The sequence below is a fragment of the Prevotella sp. E13-27 genome (assembly GCF_023217965.1).
Classification (GTDB): Bacteria; Bacteroidota; Bacteroidia; order Bacteroidales; family Bacteroidaceae; genus Prevotella.
Map to the genome: position 1 here is coordinate 101630 of NZ_JALPSC010000002.1, position 22144 is coordinate 123773.

Consider the following 22144-nt stretch of genomic DNA (forward strand, 5'->3'; position numbering starts at 1 on the left):
GGTCGCGGTTATTACATGATGCGTGAAATCTCTTTCAGGTCGTCCACCTCTTTCAGGCTGTCCATGATTTGCTTCAAATCGGCGCAGTCATGAACACGCAGGTCTATTGAGCCGTCGAAGATTCCATCCTCGGTAGTGAAAAGAATGCGGCGTATGTCAACAGACAGTTGCTGGGAGATGACGTTTGTCACCTCATGAACAAGTCCGCGACGGTCAATGCCGCTGAGACGGATAGTAGCATCGAAGAACAGCTTCTTGTGCATGTCCCACTTTGCGTCGAGTATGCGGTTGCCATAGCTGGTCTTCAGCTTGTTGGCAACAGGACAGGCACGCTTGTGAATCTCAATCTGGTTCTTATTGTCTATATATCCGAGCACGTCGTCGCCAGGGATAGGGTGACAGCATGAAGGGAACTTATATTGACGGATATTGTCGTCGGTGATATAGATGGGCTTTTTGCGATTGAACTTCTCGGGAACGACAAACAGTTCGGATTCTGCTGGTTCCTCCTTCTTCTTTGCCTTGACAAACGGCACGTAGCGACGCCAGCCGCCACTGCTCTCGCTCTTCTTGTTCTTGCCTTTCAGCTCGTCAAGATCTTTGTCACCAAGGAGAATGGTCTTATCGCCAAGTGCCTGGAAGAACTCTTCGCGACGTTTTGTGTCATGGAACTCTGCCAGTTGGTCTATCATGGCTGGAGTAAGCTCTATGGAGTTCTTCTTTGCCCACTCGTTAAGTATATCCTCGCCATTCTTCTGCGACTCGCGATTGTCGTGACGTAGTATGGACTGTATCTTCGCTTTTGCTTTTGCGGTATTGACGAAATTAATCCATGCCGGTGACACATGCTGTGACTTTGAGGTAAGAATCTCTACTTGGTCACCGCTCTGAAGACGGTGGCTCATGGGCACCAGCTTGTGGTTTACCTTTGCACCTATACAGTGAGAGCCAAGGAAGGTGTGTATGGAGAACGCGAAGTCAAGAGCTGTGCAGTTGGAAGGCATGGTTTTTATCTCACCTTTAGGCGTGAAGATGAATATCTCGCTCGCAAAGAGGTTCAGCTTTATGGCATCGAGGAAGTCCATGGCATCGGGCTGTGGGTCGTCGAGAATCTCCTTGATAGTGTGGAGCCATTCGTTGAGCTCGTTCTCGTCTTCCGAATATTCGCCACCCTCCTTGTATTTCCAGTGGGCTGCCAATCCCTGCTCGGCAATCTCGTCCATACGGTCACTGCGTATCTGCACCTCTATCCAGAGACCTTCTTTCGACATCAGCGTCACGTGAAGCGCCTGGTAGCCGTTGGATTTCGGGTGGTTTACCCAGTCTCGCAGACGGTCGGGATGGCTCTTGTATAGCTTGCTCAGAGAAACGTAGATGTTGAAGCATTCTTCGTCTTCCTTCTCTCGAGATGTGGGCGTGAAGATTATTCTTACAGCCAATATGTCATAGATCTCGTCGAAAGTGACATGCTTGTTCTGCATCTTTGTCCAGATGGAGTAGGGAGTCTTCACACGCTCACGAATCTCGTACTTCAGTCCCATTTTCTTCAGTGCATCCTCTATGGGAGCCGTGAAGTTGTCGAACAACTGATGGCGCGATGCCTGTGTGGCACTTAACTTCGATGCTATGTCGGCATATTCCTCGGGGTGTTCAAAGCGGAAGCTGAGGTTCTCAAGCTCCGACTTTATCTTGTAGAGACCCAAGCGATGGGCGAGGGGAGCATAAAGATACTGCGTCTCGCCAGCAATCTTATATTGTTTGTTGGCTGGCTGCGAGTCGAGCGTGCGCATGTTGTGCAGACGGTCGGCAATCTTTATGAGAATCACACGTATGTCCTCGCTCATGGTGAGGAGCAGCTTCTTGAAGTTCTCTGCCTGGGCAGATGCCTGTTCACCGAAGATGCCACCGCTGATCTTTGTCAGTCCGTCAACGATTTGTGCAATCTTCGGACCGAACATGTTTGATATGTCCTCAACGGTATATTCGGTATCCTCCACAACGTCGTGGAGCAGTGCTGCGCAGATGCTCGTTGACCCCAGCCCTATCTCTGAGCATACTATTTGTGCTACAGCGATTGGGTGCATGATATAGGGCTCGCCGGAGAGTCGGCGGACACCTTTGTGTGCCTGCTTGGCAAAGTTGAATGCCTTAGTGATGAGATCAACCTTCTTTCTGTGACGCGAGTTAAGGTAGTCGTTAAGCAACACCTCAAATGCATCATTGATCATCTTCTCATCAGCCGCTTCGCGTAATTTCAAATCTTCCTCCATAGTCATTATCCTTCCTTTATTTCCCTCTTTACTTTACTCTCAGCTTCTTTCCCGCACGAATGTTGTTACCGCGTATGCCGTTCAGCTTGCGCAACTTCTCCACGGTGGTGCCGTTGCGCTTGGCAATAGCTCCGAGAGTGTCGCCACTGCGCACGGTGACAGACTTTGCTCCTCTGCTACTGCGTGAGTTGCGGCCGCGGGCATTGCTGCGTCCACCCTTCACGGTGACATTGTGTACTTCAACCTCGTCACGCTTCTTGTATATCTCTGAGGATGTGTAGTTGTAGATAGAGTCCTGCATGTCAATGAAGCGCACGACGTCGTTAGGCATCATGCGTATCGCCATGGGGCGAGTCTCGTTGCCAGGCACTATGTCGCGACGGTAGCTGGGATTAAGAGAGCGCAGCATCTCAATGTCTATGCCCAGCACTGCAGAGATCTGGTTGAGGTTGATGTCGCGTGTTACGACAACAGTGTCAGTCTTCACTGGAAGCTCACACTTCATCGGGCAGATGTTGTGCTCGCAGTAGTAGTTCATAACATAGTTGGCTGCTATGAATGCTGGCACATAACCACGTGTTTCCTTTGGTAGGTAGGGATAGATCTTCCAGAAGTCTTTCTCGCCTCCGGCACGATGTATGGCCTTGTTTATGTTTGCCGGTCCGCAGTTATATGCTGCTATTACTAGGTTCCAGTCACCGAAAATCTTGTAGAGGTCCTTAAGGTAGTGGGCTGCAGCGTAGGATGCACGCTGAGGGTCGCGACGCTCATCGACCAGAGTATTTATCTCGAGACCATATTCCTTGCCAGTCGTTGGCATGAACTGCCACAGTCCTGCAGCCCCGACACGCGATACGGCATTGGGTTTCAGTGCCGACTCAATGATAGGCAGGTATTTCAGTTCGAGAGGCAGCTGGTACATCTCAAGTGCCTCCTCGAAGAGTGGCATAAAGAAGTTTGACGCACCAAGCATGAAGCTGACAGAGTGGCGCATGCGACCGGTGTAACGGTCAATGAATGCTTGTACCACCTCATTGTATGGCATCTCCATCTCTGTAGGCATACGTTTCAGACGCTTCATATATACTTCTTTGCCGAAAGTAGGGTTAGAGCTTGACATCTCACAGTCTGCATCGACAGAGAGATAGGCTTTCGCATGGTACTCGTTGAGAAGATTGTCAATATCATCTTCTTCCATTGACTCAGGGAAGTCTATTTCTTCGTCGTCGGCAGCATCCTGTGCTGTCGCCTGACTGACATACAGTGATGAGTGAACGGTGAATAGACCAATCACCATCAACCATCGCAAATGAGTTGTAATATCTATATGGATATGCTTATTCATCTTTCTTTACTTAAAAGTTCAAACTACAGTTTACACCTACCGAGGTGTTGTAGAATGTGTTGTGGGCGGTGTTGGCACTGGTGCCGAACACTGTAGGGCGCACCTTCATGCTGAGGTCCTTGCTTATGTCGAAATCTGAGAGCTCGGCATCAACGTAGGCATCAATCACCGACAGTGCGTATATGCCCACCATTGAGAAGAAGCTGAGGTCGCGCCAACGGCGGTAGCGGTCTTTGCGGCTTTTGAATATGTCCTTGTATCGCTCAATGTTCGACGAGTCGATGGTGCGACCCAAGTGCAGGAACTTGTTGTAGCTCGCCGTGTTGGGGTCATCGTCCATGATGTCGAGATAAGCCTGCTGATAGTCTTTGTACATCATGCTGTTCCAGCTGAGAGCATAGATACAGCCGATAAATCCACCATAGACGATGGGCAGCTTCCAGTATTTGCGGTTGTAGATCTGGCCACCGCCAGGGATGACGAGCGCGAGCCACAGTGCTCGCTTCGGGTCGGGTCGCCATTGACTCCAGTCGCGTTGCTGCTTTACTATCACCTCGCTCTTCTTTGCGTCAACGTTCATTAGCGACTCTTGAATGGCGCTGTCGGCCTCGTTGATGAACATGCTGTCAGCGAGCATCTCGTTATATAGCGAGTCGAGGGCATCAACGACGGAGTCTTTTTCTGCTGTGATGACAGAATCCTCTACAACAGCGATAACGGAATCAGTGACAACAGGCTTGCTCACAGTGTCCTGAGCAAAACCACTTGTTGCTGCCATTCCAAGGAACAACAGCAACAGGCACCATCGTGCGCGCGCGTTATATATTAAGGTGATTATACTCAATTTCTAAGTCTGTCTAATGCATTCATAATGCGTTCCAGCTCTTCTTCGTCAGCAAACGGAATGCTGATCTTTCCTTTTCCCTGAGCTGAGCATGTCATCTGTACCTTTGTCTGGAACAGGTCGGAGAGACGCTTCTTGAGAGTGTTGAATTCTGGTGGCAGCTGTGTCTTGGAGGCAACCTTCTTGTTTGCTGCGTGCATGTCTTCACCATCCTTTATCATTCTAACCATGTCTTCCACCTTGCGCACGGAGTACTGATTTTTCTGTACCTCTCTGAACAGCTTCAGCTGCATGGACGGTGAGTCGATAGAGAGAAGGGCACGTGCGTGACCCATGTCTATCTCGTGGTTCTTAAGTGCCATCTGTATCTGTGCAGGGAGCTTCAGCAGGCGCATGTAGTTGGTGACGGCAGTGCGGCTCTTGCCAACTCGCTCGGAGATTTTCTCCTGCGTCATTCCTGTTGTCTCAGCAAGATGCTCATAAGCCAACGCAATCTCTATGGCGTTGAGGTCCTCACGCTGAATGTTCTCGACGAGTGCCAGCTCCATGACATTCTCGTCTTCAACAGTGCGTATGTAGGCTGGCAGGGTCTTCAAACCGGCCATCTGCGATGCACGCCAACGGCGCTCACCGGCAATAATCTGATAGTGGTCGGGAGCTACCTGACGCAGTGTTATAGGCGCTATGATGCCCATGTTCTGAATGCTTAGTGCCAACTCGTTAAGAGCCGTCGGGTCAAACTCATGACGCGGCTGGTCGGGATTGGGTTCTATCTGGTCAATGGGTATCTCGTTGAGGTTTGAAGAACCTTGGGTTCTCACGTCGCTGGTATCGATGAGCGCGTCAAGTCCGCGACCGTTTCCTATATCGTCGAGTCCGCGTCCGAGGGCAGCAGAACCCTTTGCAAATTTCTTATGTACAGCCATACTATCTGTTCTTGTTGATTATTTCCTTTGCCAGTGCCAAGTGGTTCTTAGAACCAGTAGAGTCTGCGTCATAAAGGATGACAGGCAGACCGTGGCTTGGACTCTCTGAGAGCTTCACGTTACGCTGGATGACAGTCTTGAACACAAGTTCCTGGAAATGACGCTTCACCTCGTCATAAATCTGGTTGGCAAGGCGAAGACGCGAGTCGTACATGGTGAGGAGGAATCCTTCAATCTCCAAGCGGGTGTTGAGCTTGGACTTGATAATTCTGATGGTGTTGAGGAGTTTTGATATACCCTCAAGGGCAAAGTATTCACACTGAACGGGGATGATGACGGAGTCTGCAGCTGTCAGCGCGTTGACCGTAATGAGTCCCAGTGATGGTGAACAGTCTATGAGGATATAGTCGTATTCAGAACGTATAGGGGCGAGAATATCTTTCAGCACCCTCTCGCGATTGTCGAGGTTCAGCATCTCTATCTCTGCTCCAACGAGGTCGATATGACTTGGAATAATGTCCAGACCGTCAATATCGGTTGTGTAGATGGCATCGCGTATGTCGGCTTTGTCGATGATGCACTCATAGAGAGAGCAGTCAACTTCCTTGATGTCAACACCAAGTCCGCTGGAGGCGTTGGCCTGCGGGTCGGCATCGACCACTAAGACGGATTTTTCGAGAGTGGCTAATGAAGCTGCCAGGTTAATGGTCGTTGTGGTCTTACCCACACCGCCTTTCTGATTGGCTAATGCAATGATTTTTCCCATTTTCAATCTCTTTCCTTATGTTTATGAACTGCAAAGATACATATTTTCCTATATACTTTTTGCTTGTTTGGCTTATTATTTAGGTTTTTTAGTATTACTATTGTCGAAAAATTGATTATCTTTGCATGCAGTAAGAGCATAATAGAATAACAAAAACTGACTTATGATAGAATACATTAAGGGTGAGGTGGCAGAACTGACACCTGCACTCGCAATAATTGAAGCTGCAGGAGTGGGCTATGCACTGAATATTTCGCTTTATACTTACAGTGCCCTGCAGAGTAAGAAAGAGGCAAAACTCTATGTCTATGAGGCTATACGTGAAGACGCTCATCTGCTCTATGGCTTCTACAACAAGAAGGAGCGTGAGATGTTTGAGTTGCTCATCACTGTGTCGGGCGTTGGTGCAAACACGGCGCGTATGATGCTTTCGTCGATGAGTGTGACAGAACTTTGCAATGCTATATCCACAGGCAACTCAAAGCTCGTGCAGAGCATTAAAGGTATTGGAAAGATGACAGCACAACGCATCATCGTTGACCTGAAAGACAAAATCGTGGCTCTCGGCATAGCTGAAGAGATTCCTGCTGGCGGATCAATAGCTGCTCCTGTGAACAATGCCGTTCGCGATGAAGCAGTGGCAGCGCTTACCATGCTTGGTTTTGCGCCTGCTCCTACACAGAAGGTCGTTGTGGCAATACTGCAGCAGGAACCGTCGTTGCCAGTGGAACAGGTTGTTAAATTAGCCCTAAAACAGATTAAGTAAGAAATGAGAAGACTCTTTTTCTTTTTATTGTCTATGTGCTGTGGCATGATGAGTGCTGTGGCACAGAGTGAACTTCTACTTAATGACAGCGTCTATGAAGATAGCATTATAGTACTGCCTTGGCCAGAGAATGTGCAGATGAAGCTCGACTCCATGGTGGCCAACGACGAGATGCTCCAAACATCGCAGTTAGGACTGATGGTTTATGACCTTACGGCTGACTCTGCTCTTTATACATTTAATCACAGACAGACAATGCGTCCGGCATCGACGATGAAGGTCGTCACGGCGATAACAGCCCTCGATCGGCTGGGTGGAAATCATGTCCTGCGTACATCGCTCGCTTACTCTGGAGATATAAGCGGTAGGACTCTGACGGGAAATATCTATCTTGGAGGCGGGATGGACCCCATGTTCAGCGAAGAAGATATGCGCGAGTTTGCCATGCGTGTTCAGAACCTTGGCATAGACACGCTGCGCGGAGCGATAATGCTAGACCGTTCTATGAAAGATACAGTGAAGTGGGGTGAGGGATGGTGCTGGGATGACAAGAATCCTGAGCTTACTCCGCTGCTTGTTGACAGGAAGCCATGTTTCGTGGAGAATTTCCTCATAGAACTGTCACAGCTGGGAATAGTTGTTGACAGCATTTCACTGTTTGAAGAGCCTGCGCCTGAGGATGCTATTCCCCTTTATGTATGTGAGCACAACATTGACCAGTTGCTCATGAAGATGATGAAGGACAGCGACAACCTCTATGCCGAGTGTCTTTACTATCATCTGGCGGCAAGTCTCGGAAGGCATCCGGCACGTGCCCAGTATGCACAGTCGTTGGAGCGCAGTCTGGTGGGAACACTCGGACTGGACAGCAGCAAGTACAGGTTTGCCGATGGTAGCGGACTGTCACTATATAACTATGTGTCACCGGAATTGCTCTCAAGGCTCCTTCAATATGCCTGGCGCACTCCGCGAATAAAGAGCCATTTGTTGCCTTCGCTGCCAGTGGCCGGCGTTGACGGAACGTTGAAGAAACGCATGAAGAACACCGTTGCTGAGGGTAATGTGAGGGCGAAGACAGGAACGCTGACGGGTGTTATCTCACTTGCAGGATACTGCACCGCTGCCAACGGACATGACCTCTGCTTCGTCATTATGAATCAGGGCGTCCTCAAATGGCGTGATACACGCGACTTCCAAGACCGGCTGTGCGTGATACTATGTGAAGAATGATAAATAAAAAAAGCGATGGCCTTATGACCATCGCTTTTTTTATTGTTGTATTATTAGAGTTTTGCCATCTCTAAGACTTTATCTACAGCTGCACTCAGACCGTCGGCATTCTTACCGCCAGCCTGTGCGAAATGAGGCTGACCGCCGCCACCGCCCTGTATGAGTTTGGCAGCCTCGCGAACCATCTGACCGGCGTTGAGTCCGTGCTCGCTGACCATGTCGTCACTCAGCATGATGGTGAGCTGAGGCTTCTGGTTCTCGTGTGAACCGATAACGCAGAGCAGTGAGCCGTCAACTGCAGCGCGAACCTTGAATGCCAGATCCTTGGCTGCGGCAGGTGCCATTGGAATAACTTTGCTGATAACTGTTATACCATTGACGGTGCGAGCTGTCTCGACAAGCTTCTTGGCAGCTGTCTCGATGGCTTGCGCTTGGAATGACTCTATCTCCTTCTTCATATGGTCGTGCTCCTCAATATATTTTTGGATGACGCCCTGAAGATCCTTGGCGTTGTTGAAGAATGACTTCACAGCTTTCAGCGTGTCCTCAAGGGTGTAGAGCAGTTCCTCACACTCCTTGCCGGTCTTGGCTTCAATACGGCGGATGCCTGCGGCAACAGAGCTTTCGGAGATGATCTTGAAGAAGCCGATGCGACCTGTTGATGTGGCATGGATACCGCCGCAGAGCTCGCATGAAGGACCAAAGCGCATGACGCGCACCTTGTCACCATATTTCTCACCGAAGAGTGCTATGGCACCGAGCTTCTTTGCCTCTTCCATAGGCATGTCACGATGCTCGTCGCGTGGAAGGTCCTGACGAATCATGTCGTTGACCATGCGTTCCACCTCGCGTAGCTGCTCGTCAGTGACCTTCTCGAAGTGAGAAAAGTCGAAGCGCAGAGTGTCGGGGCTAACAAATGAGCCTTTCTGCTCCACATGATCGCCAAGCACCTGCTTCAAGGCATAGTCGAGCAGGTGGGTTGCTGTGTGGTTGGCAGCAGAAGCATCGCGCTTGTCTGTATCGACACATGCCATGAATGGAGCCGATGGATCCTTTGGCATCTGCTTAACGATGTGAACGGTCTGGCCGTTCTCACGCTTAGAGTCGATGACGTCGATAGTCTCTGTCTCAGAAACAAGAACACCCTGGTCGCCTACCTGACCACCCATCTCTCCGTAGAAAGGAGTGGCAGACAGTACTACTTCGTAGAACTCGTTCTTCTTCTGGGTTACCTTGCGGTAGCGAAGAATCTCACATTCGTATTCGGTATAGTCATAACCGACGAACTGCTGCTCGCCAGCCTTAAGCTCTACCCAGTCGCTGTTTTCAACAGCTGCTGCGTTGCGGGCACGCTCCTTCTGCTTCTGCATCTCGACATCGAACTGTTTCTCGTTGACAGTGAAGCCGTTCTCGCGACAGATAAGCTCGGTGAGGTCGAGAGGGAAGCCATAGGTGTCGAACAGACGGAATGCCTGAACGCCGTCAAGCTCTGTCTTACCCTCAGCTTTAAGCTGCTCCATTGCCTTGTCAAGAAGGGCGATACCCTTGTCGAGAGTGCGCAGGAACGAGTCTTCCTCTTCCTTCATCACCTTGGCGATGAGCTGCTGCTGTGCCTTCAGCTCTGGGAAAGCGTCGCCCATCTCCTCAACGAGGGTAGGCAGGAGCTTGAAGAGGAATGCCTCTTTCTGTCCAAGGAATGTGTAGGCATAGCGGACAGCACGGCGCAGTATGCGGCGGATTACATAGCCTGCCTTTGCGTTAGATGGCAGCTGACCGTCGGCAATAGAGAATGCTACTGCACGCAGGTGGTCGGCACAAACGCGCATGGCAACGTTTATCTGCTCCTGGCTGGAGTTGCTAGTTTCACTAGTTGTACTAGTTTGACTAGCTTCCTCCTCGAAGGTGGTATATTTCAGTCCTGTTATCTGCTGCTCAGCCTTGATGATGGGCTGGAATACGTCGGTATCGTAGTTTGAGTGCTTGCCCTGCATCATGCGAACAAGGCGCTCGAAGCCCATGCCGGTATCTATGACGTTCATTGAGAGCTTCTCAAGAGAACCGTCAGCCTTACGGTTGAACTGCATGAAAACGAGGTTCCATATCTCGATGACCTGTGGGTCGTCCTGGTTCACTAACTCACGACCGGTCTTGCCAGAAGCTGCCTTCTGCTCAGGTGTGCGAGAGTCAACATGAATCTCTGAGCAGGGACCGCAGGGACCTGTGTCGCCCATCTCCCAGAAGTTGTCGTGCTTGTTGCCGTTGATGATATGGTCTTCAGGAACATGCTTTGCCCAGTACTTCGCTGCCTCATCGTCGCGAGGAATGTTCTCTTCGGGAGAACCTTCGAATACTGTGACGTAAAGATCTTCGGGGTTCAGCTTCAGCACGTCAACAAGATACTCCCATGCCATGTCGATGGCTCCCTCCTTGAAGTAGTCGCCAAACGACCAGTTGCCGAGCATCTCGAACATAGTGTGGTGGTATGTGTCGTGACCTACCTCTTCCAGATCATTGTGTTTACCACTTACACGCAGACACTTCTGGGTGTCGGCGCGGCGGCGTGGCTCTGGGTCACGAGTGCCGAGGATAATATCTTTCCATTGGTTCATGCCTGCGTTGGTGAACATCAGCGTAGGGTCATCCTTGATTACCATTGGTGCAGAAGGCACAATGGCATGTCCTTTCGACTCGAAAAATTTCTTGTAAGAGTCGCGGATTTCTTTTGCGGTCATCATCTTTTATTATATTTTTTGTAAAAAACGCTGCAAAGTTACGATATTTTATGCAAAAAAGAACGTTTTTTCTACCTATTATTATTAACTTTGCACAAAATTCTTGTTATATGGCACTTAATCTGAATAAAAATCTGAAACTCTACTATTCCATAAAGGAAGTGGCAGAGATGTTTGGCGTTAATGAGAGTACGTTGCGCTATTGGGAAACAGAGTTTCCTTATCTGAAGCCAAAGACAATGAGCAGCAACAAGGTGCGTCAGTATTCTGAGAAGGATATTGAGCAGATTAAGTTGATATATAACCTTGTAAAGGTGCGTGGCTTCAAGCTTGCAGCAGCCAAGAAGATGATTAATGCCAACCGCGACGGCGCAGAGAAACGCGCAGAGGTTCTTGACCGTCTTATTGACGTGCGTGACGATCTGCAAGCCCTCAAGCGCGAGATAGATAGTCTGCAGTAGTTGTCAGACAAGGTGGGCTATCCTTTCTTATAAGTTTTTCTTAAAGAACTCCAATACTCGCTGTTGAGCCTTCAGCGGACATGCGTGAGAAATGTCCCATAGCTCAGTTTCCAGTTTTTCGTCAGCACCCTGACTCTTCCATGTATCGTGCATTATCCGGAAGGCTTTTTCCACACCAGCTACAGGGAAGAGCTTGTCCTGGCTGCCATTGATGAAGAGCATAGGCTTTGGACATGCTATCGATGCCACATGAGGATAGTCCATCCATCGCCGTAAGCCTGGCAGGCAGTTGGCAAAGCCTCCATTCTCCGTGCGCTTATACTTAAATGACATCTGCTCGTCTGTTGTTACCATCCAGCAGACGGCAGCACCTGCCTTTATGCGGCTGCTGAGAGCAGAGAGCATCCATGAACGATAGGCACCCATGGAGAGTCCCATGCAGCCAACGCGTTTTTCATCTACCTCAGGCATCATGGCGAGGAAGTCAGTGCCAGTAATGTCATCGTAGGTCATATAAGCGCTGAGGTCTATGCCATACATCATCATGTTTCCTGCAATCATGTCGTATTTGTCGCGGCGCGGTCCCTCCTGCTGTCCACGCTCACCCCACATCGGTGCGTCGGCAGAGAACACTACATAACCGTTTTTTGCCAAGAAGTCACCAACGAACTGTCCGTCGTATAGCGCCTCCACCCATTCTTGTGCGTCCTTCTTGACAAGAGAGTCCTCACACTCCAACGGACGAATCATCTTTTCCTTTCCAATGAACAGGTGAGCGCCGTGGTCGTGTAACAGGTTTATTGCAGGAAACGGACCTTTGCCATCAGGTATGAGCACATAGGCAGGCACGGTATAGTATCGTGACAGTTGTATCTCAATCTTCCTTGCCTTGTAACCATCGCGCTGCTCTTCGCATAAAATCTTACTGCTCATGCCGCCTTCCGCTGGGGCAGGGGGAGGTGTGAGCATGCAGTCAAACACTTTTTGTCTTGCAGCCTCTTTCCAGGCATTGAACGGAAGAGTGCTGTTCTCCCATGCCAGAGGATAAGTGAGATCTTTCAGAAGAGAATCGGCATATACCGGCAGATTCCGCTTGAACTCATATTTCGCTCGCTGCTGTGCGCTGACAGACATGAAAATGCTGGTGGCAAACAGTGTGGTAATCAGTGCTATTGCTCGTGCAGTCATCGTGATGGGAGGTGATGTGGTGATAAGTATCTTTTCTTAAAAAGGTTTCCAGCCATCGTTGCGCTGGAAGACGTTCTCTATGGTTATTGCTTTGGCCTCTTTCTTTGATAGCTGACGGCTCCAAGTAACGCGCTTCGATGTGTCGGAACCATCGCCTGTGTTCTCAAACTCAAGATAACGGGCGGTCTGCTCGCGATGCTTCTCCCAGTTGTGCCAGCCTTCAGGACGAATCTGTGCAGGAAGAGTGCAGCGCATGAAGAGGGTATAGCCGTAGTCGCGCCATGGACGTCCTAAGTAAAGCTTCGAGACATTGTCGGCAGCAGTAACTGTGCATTCGTTGAACACATAACCAAAGGCAACATCCTGTGGCGTTGAGGCAGCGGTGATGTATGAGTTTATCTTACAGTGGATGGTGCATTTCTCAAACCATGCTGTAGAAGGACCGAAGATGAAGTCGGTGGTGCCTTCTATGTAACAATGGTCGAACAGAAGGCGTGTGTTTGCCAAACCTGTATAGACTGTATCCTGATTGCCAAGGAAACGGCAGTTGATGAACTTCAGACGGTCGCCTTGTGTGTGCAGTGCCACTGCCTGACCCAGTCGGGCGGCATTATTTTCTATGGTGATGTTTTTCAGGGTGATGTCGTTAGCATCGATTCTTAATGTGAATGAGCGGAATGTTCCCAGTTTCGGACGATTGCCCATGGCTTTGAGCTGCTGGTTAAGCTCTGCAGGCCAGTTGCTGTCGTTCATCACAATGTTTGCGTGGTCATCCCATGTTATGATGGTCTCGTTGCAGTCTTCGCCGCATATCTCAATGTTTTGCAGCCATTGAGGAATGATGAGCTTTTCCTTATATGTGCCTTTCTTTACAAAGATAACCTTGTGGTAGTCCATGAAGGCACGACACACCTCAATGGCTTCGCCTACGGTTCGGAACTGTCCTGTGCCGTCGCGTGAAACGACAATTGTGTCTGGATTGTCAAATGGCGATGCGGCTTGTATCCGTGATAGCGGGAGGAAGGTGAACAGCAGAATGAAATATAAAATCTTCTTCATTTTTTTTATTGTTTTTGTTAAAGTCAATTGTTGTTTATACTAAAGTTAAGGAGCGTTTAGGCTAAACACCAAGAGCGTTTTTACTAAACACTAGGAGCGTTTAGCCTAAACGCAACAAGTGTTTATACTAAAGGTTCTTTTTCGGGTAGAGAGCGTCCCACCATGATGAGTCGCCTTTGAGCCATTTCTGGAACCAGGCCATCTGTGTGGCGAGCCATTTCTCGCGTTTGCGGTAGTCGAGAATGTGATGGTTTTCACCTTTAACCTCAACAAGAGCTACCTCGCGTCCGAGAAGCTTCAGAGCTGTGAACATCTGCAGACTCTCAATGATTGGCACGTTTGTATCATCTGTTCCGTGGAGGAGCAGTAGGGGAGTGTGAATCTTGTCGGCATTGAAGAGGGGTGACTGTTCAACATACAGCTTGCGATGGCTCCAGGGATAGCTCTCGGCCATTGAAACCTCACTATAGTTATATCCCCAATAGCCTTCGCCCCAGTAGCTGGTGTGATTGGCAATGCCTGCATGAGAGACTGCAGCAGCGAAGATGTCTGTCTGTGTCTGTAGGTACTGCGTCATGAAACCACCGTAAGAAGCTCCCATGCATCCAATCTTTGACGCGTCAATGAACTGATGTTCCTTGCATATCTGCTTTGTGCCTTCGATGATGTCCTCAGCTGGTCCGTGGCCTGCGGTATTGACATGGCGTGAAGCCCACTCCTGTCCGAAGCCCGTGGCACCACTCGGCTGGAGGATATATGCCACATAGCCCAGCGAGTTCCAGTACTGAGGTGCATAAGGCGACTCGAAATAGCGGGAAACGGGTGAGCATCCACCATAATAATATACTATCATGGGGTATTTCTTCGTAGCATCGAAGTCTTTAGGCAGATACAGACGACCATAGACGGTGTCGCCGCGTGAGTTGGTGAAGTTCCAGTCCTTGCATGTGCCCAGTTCAGCATCGCCAAGGGCTGTATGTCCGTCGAAAAGCCTTATCTGCTTCATGGCGCTCTTTCCTTTTGCTGTGTATGCCAGGTATGCCGAAGCAGGCGCCATGGTCTCGTAGCTGAGATAACAAATCTGGTTGGAATTGTTAGCTACATCAAAGCGATAGGCGTAGTCGCCGGCAATTTCAAGCTGTGTTATCTTTCCGTTTGATGGGTTCAGTTGGTAGAGTCTGACATAGTCGCGGTCCTCTGCGGAGAAGAAAATCATGTTACTCTCATTTGCCCATGTCACATTAGTTATAGATGGGTTGAAATCCTTTGTCAATGGGGTGACCGCTTTTGTGGCTATGTCAAAGAGAAACAGCTCTTTCTCAATCATGTTTGGTATGACGCTGGCAGGTAGCTGGCATCCAATCCTGTTGAATGCTTCAGGCGTGCCTGTGACTAACAGTTGCTTTCCATCGGGCGAGAAGTGGAACGAACCAAGAAAACCTTCGCCCTTAATGATTGTGTCGGCCTTTAGAGTGGTGAGGTCGAGGATGGTTACATCTACAACCTCTGTGGGACGGCGCGACAGACGCGAATAAGACGAGCCAATGAGTAGCTTCTTTCCGTCGGCAGAGATGTCGTGTAGATATTGGCTGTGCGAGCCAAAGGTTAGACGCTGACAGAGTCCTGATGCGAGATCATATCGCTGAAGGAAACTACGCTTGCGCCATCCTGGCTGACGATCGTCCATCTCAAGAACCTCGAAAACTTCTTCGTCTTCCTTCGGGCCGTCTTCCTCACCAGTGATGATGAGATAGTCTTCGGTTGGGCTTAATGCATAGTAGCCACTTGGCAGATCATAGGCCAAACGCGTGCGCTCGCCACTCAGCGCGTCAACCTTGTAGAGAACTCGTTTGTCGCCTTCCCATACCTCTTCTATATATGCACAGCTTTTCGGCATCCATGTCACATTTTGTGTCAGAGTGCGCACGAGCTGACCTTTCTTCGTGTCACGCAGCTCATATTCCCAACGACTCTTTCCGCCACGCTCAGTTGTCTGAAATGATAATGTTACAAACGCGCCGTCGGCCGATATGTTGATGCCGCGGACGCGACGCCCGTCGGTAAGGTCGTGGACCATATAGGGATGACGCTTGTCGAGAGTGTAGTTGATGGCGCTTGGTGCGTCGATGGTTACTTTTATAGAATCAGTGTCGCTCGGCTCGGCGAGAAACTTTATTGCAATAGTGTGATGTTCTGGTGCCAACTTTAGTTCTCCAGAACTCTCTGTTCCGTCAATAAACAACTTGTATTTCTTAGCACCATTCACAGACAGTTTTCCTTTCAGGTAGCTTGTATTGTTGATGTAGAACGATAGTATGCCGACGCCCTTCTGCTCGGGTAATGATGGGAGAAGCGCACCATTATAGGTTGTTGTAGAAGCTGATGTGAGACGGAGTCCATTTAGAATGGAAGTGTCATCGAAATGCTTTCCGTTAAGGTCGGCGGTATCGGCGCAGACAGGGGCGCTGACTGCAAACGGACCAGTAAGGTTGAATTCTTTTACTTCCGTTTCATGTTGGGAAATAGCCAACAGAGGAAGCATGGATAAGCATAAAAAAGCTGCCTTTTTCATATTTGATAAATTTGTTTTAGTTTTTCAGAATGCAAAGATAAAGAAAATTTATTCAGTGTTAAAAGCTTTTCGTGATGGGGTGATTTTTTTTATAAATTTTTTACAAACAGATTATGCAGAATTGTAAATAATATTGTACCTTTGCAAGCGAATAAGTTTTCCGAATCGGGAAACTTTTTAAATGCGGTAAAATGAAAAGTTGTCCAAAACGGAAAACTTTTTCAATAAGACGATAACTGAAAGCAATACATAACAACATGGAAATCAAGAACTTTACCATCACGAAGCGAGACGGTTCGAAAGACAAGTTCTCGCTCGACAAGATTATGAATGCCATAATTAAGGCATTTGAAAGCGTTGAAGAACCATCTGACCTGTCCACAATCTCCAAGATTCTGAGTCATCTTGACATTCATGACGATATCAAGGTCGAGGATATTCAGAATCAGGTGGAGGAGGCTCTTATGCGTGAGGGCTTCTACAAGGTGGCAAAATCGTTTATGCTCTATCGTCAGCAGCACACCGAAGATCGTGAGACGCTGGAGAAGATGCTGTTCTTGTCGGAGTATATGGAATCAGTGAATGCCGCAACAGGCTCTAAGTATGACGCAAATGCCAATGTGGAGCATAAGAATATTGCAACACTGATTGGCGAGCTGCCAAAGTCGAACTTCATCCGTCTTAACCGTCGTCTTCTTACTGACCGTATTAAGAAGATGTATGGTAAGCAGTTGGCTGATGAGTATATCGACAAGCTCACACACCACTTTATATATAAGAACGATGAGACATCGCTTGCCAACTACTGTGCGTCTATAACAATGTATCCTTGGCTCATAGGCGGAACGACAGCTATTGGAGGTAACTCCACTGCTCCCACAAACCTGAAGTCCTTTGCAGGAGGTTTCGTGAACATGGTGTTCATGGTGAGCTCAATGCTTAGTGGCGCTTGCGCAACACCAGAATTCTTTATGTACATGAACTATTTCATTGGTAAGGAGTATGGCAAGGACTACTGGCAGCATCCTGAGCAGCAGGCTGACCTGTCGCTGAAGAAGCGTACCATTGACAAGATTATTACTGATTACTTCGAACAGATTGTTTATACTCTTAACCAGCCAACAGGTGCACGCAACTATCAGGCCGTGTTCTGGAATGTGGCTTACTACGACAAGTACTATTTCAAGAGTATCTTCGGCGAGTTCTACTTCCCCGATGGTTCACAGCCTGACTGGGACGGTCTAAGCTGGTTGCAGAAACGCTTTATGAAGTGGTTTAACAAGGAGCGCACGAAGACTCTGCTCACATTCCCCGTAGAGACGATGGCACTGCTCACCGACAAGGATGGCAACTGTCTTGATGAAGAGTGGGGCGACTTCACTGCTGAGATGTACAGCGAGGGCCATTCATTCTTTACCTATATGAGCGACAACGCCGACTCTCTGTCTTCATGCTGCCGTCTGCGTAACGAGATTACTGACAACGGCTTCTCTTATACACTTGGTGCTGGTGGCGTATCGACAGGCTCTAAGTCTGTGCTCACCATCAACCTGAACCGATGCATACAGTACGCGGTGAACCATAAGATGGATTATCTGGAGTATCTCGGAAGTATCATCGATCTCTGCCATAAGGTACAGCTGGCCTACAACGAGAACTTGAAAGACCTGCAGGCTCATGGCATGTTGCCTCTCTTCGATGCCGGCTATATAAACATTGGTCGCCAGTATCTGACTATCGGTATCAACGGTCTTGTTGAGGCTGCTGAGTTCATGGGACTGAAGATTACTCCTAACGATGACTACCAAAAATTCGTTCAGGGCATTCTTGGACTCATCGAGAAGTATAACAAGCAGTACCGTACAAAGGATGTGATGTTCAACTGCGAGATGATTCCGGCTGAGAATGTGGGTGTGAAGCATGCGAAGTGGGATCGCGAGGACGGCTACTTCGTACCACGCGACTGCTACAACAGCTACTTCTATGTTGTGGAAGACGACTCTCTGTCAATCATCGACAAGTTCAAGCTTCATGGAGCACCATATATTGAACACCTCACAGGCGGTTCGGCTCTACACATGAATCTTGAGGAACACCTGTCTAAGGACCAGTATAAGCACCTTCTGAAGGTTGCAGCACAGGAGGGATGTAACTACTTCACGTTCAACATTCCAAACACCGTATGTAACGACTGTGGTCACATTGACAAGCGATACCTTAAGGAGTGTCCTCACTGCCATTCAAAGAACGTGGACTACATGACACGTATCATTGGCTATCTGAAGCGCGTGTCGAACTTCTCGCAGCCACGACAGGAGGAAGCAGCACGCAGGTTCTATGCAAAGAAATAATTTCTCATTAGTAATATGAGATTATGCTCAAGTACGTAAACACAGGAATTGTTTTTCAGGAGATACCCGACGAAGTGACACTGGCAATTAACATTTCTAATTGCCCGTGTCGCTGTCCAGGCTGCCACAGCCATTATCTGTGGGAAGACATAGGACTGCCATTAGACACTGACGCTATCGATGATTTTATTAACAGCTATGGTCGTGATATAACTTGCATAGCGTTCATGGGTGGTGATGGTGACCCGAAAGGCGTCAACCTTCTTGCACAATACATCCATGAGGAGCATCAACAGTTCAAGGTGGCATGGTATAGTGGTCGTCTGCGCATACCTGCTGGCATAAACAAAAATGACTTCGACTTCATAAAGATAGGTCCATATATTCGACATCTCGGACCTCTAAATAAGTCAACCACAAACCAGCGACTGTATCAGCAGAAACCTGATGGTAGTTTCGAGGATATCACCTATAAGTTCTGGCGCAAACAAATTGCGCAATAGACTATAGTTTTTTTGACTATAGACTATAGAGGTTTGACTATAGACTACAGACGACAAGTCTTTTGACTATAGACTACAGACTGTAGGGGAGGTTTGGGAATATAATAAAAAGCAGCGGCACGAGAAATCGCGCCGCTGCTTTTTGATATCTGATATGTGATGTTAGTCTTCTGCTGCATCAATAGCCTTGATCTTCTCTTTGACGAGCTGCATGTCATCCTTTAACTTCTGTATCTTGCGGTTCATCTCTTCGATAAGGCTGTTTCCCTTCTTAGAGCTTGCTGTAAGGAAGCCAAGGTTGTTCTCATATGTCTGAACATCCTGTTTGATGGCATCGTACTGGCGCATCAGACGGGCGCGCTCGTTGTCGAGAGCCTGCTCGCCACGCTCAGCAACCTGCTTCAGGTTGTCCTTAAACTTATTGAGACGTCGCTTTGCGACATTGACGTTGAGCTCCTTGTAGAGCTTGTCAAGTACTTCATGATACTGTTTGTAAATCTTGTCCTTCTCGCGGAAAGGCACATGACCAATAGAGTTGTATTCCTCAACGAGCTTCTGTACCTTTGCCTGCAAGTCGTCGCCACCTTCTTCAGCTACAGCCTTCAGACGCTCAATGACGTCAAGCTTCTTCTCCATGTTCTGACGTTCTTCGTTGCGCTGGTCGGCACCCTGGGCATTGCGAGCCTCAAAGAATTTGTTACATGCAGCGAGGAACTCCTCCCACAGCTGATCACCCAATTTCTTTGGAACAACACCGATGGTCTTCCATTCTTTCTGTAGGGCGATGAGCTTATCGCTAGTTGAACGCCAGTCGGTAGAATCCTGCAGAGCCTTTGCCTTCTCGATGAGGGCACGCTTCTTGTCTGCATTCTCCTTGAAAGAGTCTTTCAGCTCACGGAAGTGTTCAGCCTTGCTCGCAAAGAAAGCGTCGCATGCAGCACGGAAGCGCTCGAAGATCTTGACGTTCATCTTCTGTGGTGCGAAGCCAATGGTCTTCCATTCTGTCTGGATGTCAATAATCTCCTTGGTATGCTTCTCCCAGTCTGCAGTATTCTTATTTTCTTCGTTGCAGATAGCCTCTACGCGCTCACAGAGTGCAGTCTTCTTTGCGAGGTTCTCCTCTTCACGAGCACGCAGGTCGTCGAAATGCTGCTGATGGCGCTTGTTGATGACTGTTGATGCAGCCTTGAAGCGCTGCCAAATCTCTTCACGCAGCTCTTTTGCTACAGGACCAATCTCGCGATACTCCTGATGAAGCTTCTGCAGCTGGTGGAAAGCACTTATAACATCCTCTTCGTCTGCAAGTTTCTCTGCAGCCTCACACAGATGGGTCTTTGCTTCCAAGTTCTTTTTGAAGTCCAGTTCACGTGCCTCGCTGTTCAATTTCAGCAGGTCATAGAACTGCTCCACATAGAGCTGATAGTTGCGCCACAGTTCGTTGGCACGCTCAGCAGGAACGTTCTTTATCTCACGCCACTCCTGCTGCAGAGCCTTGAACTCCTGATATGTCTTACTTGCCTCCTCAGGTGAGGTGACCATTGCCTTGAGCTTTTCTATTAAATCGAGCTTCTTCTTGAGGTTCTCTTCCTTCTCAGCCTCCTGCTCACGGAATTGTTGCTGACGACGTTCTTTGATTATGCCCATCTCTGCCTTGAACGATTCCTCGTCTTCATCGGGCATTACCTGATAGGCCTCTGGAGCACCGCCAGCCTCGAGATAGGCTTTCTGCTGTGCCTCACGTTCTGCTATATGTAGTTTGTAGAAAGCTGTCTTAAGATACTCCACCTCATCTTTCTGTGGAATTTCTTCTGCATGAGCAATCTCCTTTACGCGGTCAAGTACCTCTTTCTTTGTCTGGTACACTTTGCGCTCTACGGCTTCTGCTGCAGCTTCTGTTGATTCTTCTACTTGAGAGGTCTCGTCAGCTACAATAATTTCTTCTTGCTGAGCTACAGCCTCTTCTTTCACTTCTTTGTTCTCGCCCTGAGTGAGGGCATTCTCTTGAGAGTCCATCATTTAACTTTGTTTAGTTACTGATATGGTTAGATTCACACAAATTTTGCGTCAAAATTACGAAAAAGTTGGGAGTTTAGACAAGTTAGGTGTATACAATACTAAAAAATTAACGTTTTTTGTCATACAAGGTCTTTCCTGTGTAGTGTCCACCATGCCAGCGCGGAGACACCAACGGAGATGGCGAGTGCCAATGGGAAGCCTAGAGGGTGGTCTTCCATACCGTTTATGAGGTTCATACCAAACAGTGATGCAATGAGTGTTGGGAACATCATAAGAATAGATACTGTGGTCAACGTTTTCATCACCGTGTTCATGTTATTGTTGATGATGCTGCTGTAGGTATCCATTGTCGATTCCAGGATGTCGGAATAGATGCTCGTTGTTTCTCGTGCCTGTGTCATCTCAATGCTTACGTCCTCTATAAGGTCTGCATCGAGTTCGTCAATCTGTAGTTTGAACTTCAGTTTCGACAGCAGTGTCTCGTTGCCGCGGATGGATGTCTGGAAATAGGTGAGTGAGTCTTGCAGACGGCTCAGTCCGATAAGGCTCTCATTGTTTACATCGCGGTCAAGATTGCGCTTCGCCTTGTCTATAAGTGAGTTTATCTGCTTAAGTCGCTTCAGATACCATACGGCGCTGGAGTAGAACAAACGGAAGATCATATCTACATAGTCGGTGAAGCCTACACCACGCTTCTGCTGATAGGAAACGAAGTCAAGCATCATGTTTGTCTCATAATAACAAACGGTGATGGTGATATCGCGCTTATGTATGATGCCGAGGGGAACGGTGGTGTAGGGAGTACGTGAGCGCACCTCCTTTACGTATGGGATACGCAGGATAATGAGCATCCATCCGTCGTCGTACTCATAACGTGCTCTCTCATCGGTATCGCTGATGTCTGAGATGAAGTAGTCGGGTATGCCAAACTTCTCTTCCAGCTCGTGCTGGTCTTCCTCTGTTGGGCATGTCACTTGTATCCAGCAATTAGGCTGCCACTCACTGAGCTGGCTTAGCCCACCTGTTGTGTTCCAGAATGTTTTCATTGTTGCTAATCCTTTCTGTTCATAATATGCGATGCGCTCTTTGTGAGTGCATCAAAAAAAAGAAAAAAC

Annotated in this window: 16 protein-coding genes; 5 read left to right on the top strand and 11 right to left on the bottom strand. The window is 48.5% G+C overall.

Annotation, left to right across the window (positions count from 1 at the left end; all coding sequences use genetic code 11):
- Positions 1-11 precede the first annotated feature (11 nt).
- From M1L52_RS09325 to M1L52_RS09345, 5 genes are all read right to left on the bottom strand, one after another.
- Positions 12-2276: a RelA/SpoT family protein gene (locus tag M1L52_RS09325; protein ID WP_248614700.1), complete on the bottom strand. Its 2265-nt coding sequence runs from the start codon at positions 2274-2276 to the stop codon at positions 12-14.
- A 22-nt stretch (positions 2277-2298) separates the two neighbouring features.
- Positions 2299-3567, bottom strand: a complete 1269-nt coding sequence (locus M1L52_RS09330; RefSeq protein WP_410896794.1) for a transglycosylase SLT domain-containing protein — start codon at positions 3565-3567, stop codon at positions 2299-2301.
- A gap of 58 nt (positions 3568-3625) precedes the next feature.
- Positions 3626-4393 carry a DUF5683 domain-containing protein gene (locus tag M1L52_RS09335; protein ID WP_248614702.1) on the bottom strand — a complete coding sequence of 256 codons (768 nt, stop codon included), beginning with the start codon at positions 4391-4393 and terminating at the stop codon, positions 3626-3628.
- Positions 4394-4455: 62 nt separating this feature from the next.
- Complete coding sequence (locus M1L52_RS09340; RefSeq protein ID WP_248614703.1) at positions 4456-5385, bottom strand: ParB/RepB/Spo0J family partition protein; 930 nt, start codon at positions 5383-5385, stop codon at positions 4456-4458.
- A 1-nt stretch (position 5386) separates the two neighbouring features.
- Positions 5387-6151, bottom strand: a complete 765-nt coding sequence (locus tag M1L52_RS09345; RefSeq protein ID WP_248614704.1) for a ParA family protein — start codon at positions 6149-6151, stop codon at positions 5387-5389.
- 163 nt (positions 6152-6314) lie between these two features.
- Between M1L52_RS09345 and ruvA the strand changes: the two genes are divergently transcribed.
- Both ruvA and dacB read left to right on the top strand, forming a co-directional pair.
- Positions 6315-6917, top strand: a complete 603-nt coding sequence (gene ruvA, locus M1L52_RS09350) for a Holliday junction branch migration protein RuvA (RefSeq protein WP_248614705.1) — start codon at positions 6315-6317, stop codon at positions 6915-6917.
- Between the two features lie 3 nt (positions 6918-6920).
- Positions 6921-8147 (top strand): D-alanyl-D-alanine carboxypeptidase/D-alanyl-D-alanine-endopeptidase, encoded by a 1227-nt coding sequence (dacB, locus tag M1L52_RS09355; protein WP_248614706.1) that lies wholly within the window; start codon positions 6921-6923, stop codon positions 8145-8147.
- Between the two features lie 53 nt (positions 8148-8200).
- Here the strand turns inward: dacB and alaS are convergent, their stop codons facing one another.
- Positions 8201-10882: an alanine--tRNA ligase gene (gene alaS, locus M1L52_RS09360; protein ID WP_248614707.1), complete on the bottom strand. Its 2682-nt coding sequence runs from the start codon at positions 10880-10882 to the stop codon at positions 8201-8203.
- 107 nt (positions 10883-10989) lie between these two features.
- Here alaS and M1L52_RS09365 point away from each other — a divergent pair, with 107 nt between their 5' ends.
- On the top strand, positions 10990-11340 hold the full coding sequence (locus M1L52_RS09365) for a MerR family transcriptional regulator (protein ID WP_248614708.1): 351 nt from the start codon (positions 10990-10992) through the stop codon (positions 11338-11340).
- Positions 11341-11367: 27 nt separating this feature from the next.
- Here the strand turns inward: M1L52_RS09365 and M1L52_RS09370 are convergent, their stop codons facing one another.
- From M1L52_RS09370 to M1L52_RS09380, 3 genes are all read right to left on the bottom strand, one after another.
- On the bottom strand, positions 11368-12528 hold the full coding sequence (locus M1L52_RS09370) for a dienelactone hydrolase family protein (protein WP_248614709.1): 1161 nt from the start codon (positions 12526-12528) through the stop codon (positions 11368-11370).
- Between the two features lie 36 nt (positions 12529-12564).
- Complete coding sequence (locus M1L52_RS09375; protein ID WP_248614710.1) at positions 12565-13587, bottom strand: pectinesterase family protein; 1023 nt, start codon at positions 13585-13587, stop codon at positions 12565-12567.
- A gap of 127 nt (positions 13588-13714) precedes the next feature.
- Positions 13715-16159, bottom strand: coding sequence for an alpha/beta hydrolase family protein (locus M1L52_RS09380; RefSeq protein WP_248614711.1), 2445 nt, complete (start codon positions 16157-16159; stop codon positions 13715-13717).
- Positions 16160-16416: 257 nt separating this feature from the next.
- On the opposite strand from M1L52_RS09380, the gene nrdD reads away from it, so the two are divergent.
- A complete protein-coding gene (gene nrdD, locus M1L52_RS09385; RefSeq protein ID WP_248614712.1) occupies positions 16417-18510 on the top strand; it encodes an anaerobic ribonucleoside-triphosphate reductase in 2094 nt (697 codons plus the stop codon).
- Positions 18511-18533: 23 nt separating this feature from the next.
- Entirely contained in the window at positions 18534-19013 is a 480-nt protein-coding gene (nrdG, locus tag M1L52_RS09390) for an anaerobic ribonucleoside-triphosphate reductase activating protein (RefSeq protein WP_248614713.1), read from the top strand.
- 162 nt (positions 19014-19175) lie between these two features.
- On the opposite strand, the gene M1L52_RS09395 is transcribed toward nrdG, so the two are convergent.
- Both M1L52_RS09395 and M1L52_RS09400 read right to left on the bottom strand, forming a co-directional pair.
- Positions 19176-21029 carry a DUF349 domain-containing protein gene (locus tag M1L52_RS09395; RefSeq protein ID WP_248614714.1) on the bottom strand — a complete coding sequence of 618 codons (1854 nt, stop codon included), beginning with the start codon at positions 21027-21029 and terminating at the stop codon, positions 19176-19178.
- Between the two features lie 119 nt (positions 21030-21148).
- Complete coding sequence (locus M1L52_RS09400; protein ID WP_248614715.1) at positions 21149-22075, bottom strand: magnesium transporter CorA family protein; 927 nt, start codon at positions 22073-22075, stop codon at positions 21149-21151.
- Positions 22076-22144: the final 69 nt, after the last annotated feature.

Coding starts and splice junctions, on each gene's coding strand:
- M1L52_RS09335 (WP_248614702.1), bottom strand. CDS start 4,393: ATGGCAGCAACAAGTGGTTTTGCTCAGGACACTGTGAGCAAGCCTGTT.
- nrdG (WP_248614713.1), top strand. CDS start 18,534: ATGCTCAAGTACGTAAACACAGGAATTGTTTTTCAGGAGATACCCGAC.
- M1L52_RS09325 (WP_248614700.1), bottom strand. CDS start 2,276: ATGACTATGGAGGAAGATTTGAAATTACGCGAAGCGGCTGATGAGAAG.
- M1L52_RS09345 (WP_248614704.1), bottom strand. CDS start 6,151: ATGGGAAAAATCATTGCATTAGCCAATCAGAAAGGCGGTGTGGGTAAG.
- M1L52_RS09330 (WP_410896794.1), bottom strand. CDS start 3,567: ATGGTGATTGGTCTATTCACCGTTCACTCATCACTGTATGTCAGTCAG.
- M1L52_RS09370 (WP_248614709.1), bottom strand. CDS start 12,528: ATGACTGCACGAGCAATAGCACTGATTACCACACTGTTTGCCACCAGC.
- M1L52_RS09375 (WP_248614710.1), bottom strand. CDS start 13,587: ATGAAGAAGATTTTATATTTCATTCTGCTGTTCACCTTCCTCCCGCTA.
- M1L52_RS09380 (WP_248614711.1), bottom strand. CDS start 16,159: ATGAAAAAGGCAGCTTTTTTATGCTTATCCATGCTTCCTCTGTTGGCT.
- alaS (WP_248614707.1), bottom strand. CDS start 10,882: ATGATGACCGCAAAAGAAATCCGCGACTCTTACAAGAAATTTTTCGAG.
- dacB (WP_248614706.1), top strand. CDS start 6,921: ATGAGAAGACTCTTTTTCTTTTTATTGTCTATGTGCTGTGGCATGATG.
- M1L52_RS09340 (WP_248614703.1), bottom strand. CDS start 5,385: ATGGCTGTACATAAGAAATTTGCAAAGGGTTCTGCTGCCCTCGGACGC.
- M1L52_RS09395 (WP_248614714.1), bottom strand. CDS start 21,029: ATGATGGACTCTCAAGAGAATGCCCTCACTCAGGGCGAGAACAAAGAA.
- nrdD (WP_248614712.1), top strand. CDS start 16,417: ATGGAAATCAAGAACTTTACCATCACGAAGCGAGACGGTTCGAAAGAC.
- M1L52_RS09400 (WP_248614715.1), bottom strand. CDS start 22,075: ATGAAAACATTCTGGAACACAACAGGTGGGCTAAGCCAGCTCAGTGAG.
- ruvA (WP_248614705.1), top strand. CDS start 6,315: ATGATAGAATACATTAAGGGTGAGGTGGCAGAACTGACACCTGCACTC.
- M1L52_RS09365 (WP_248614708.1), top strand. CDS start 10,990: ATGGCACTTAATCTGAATAAAAATCTGAAACTCTACTATTCCATAAAG.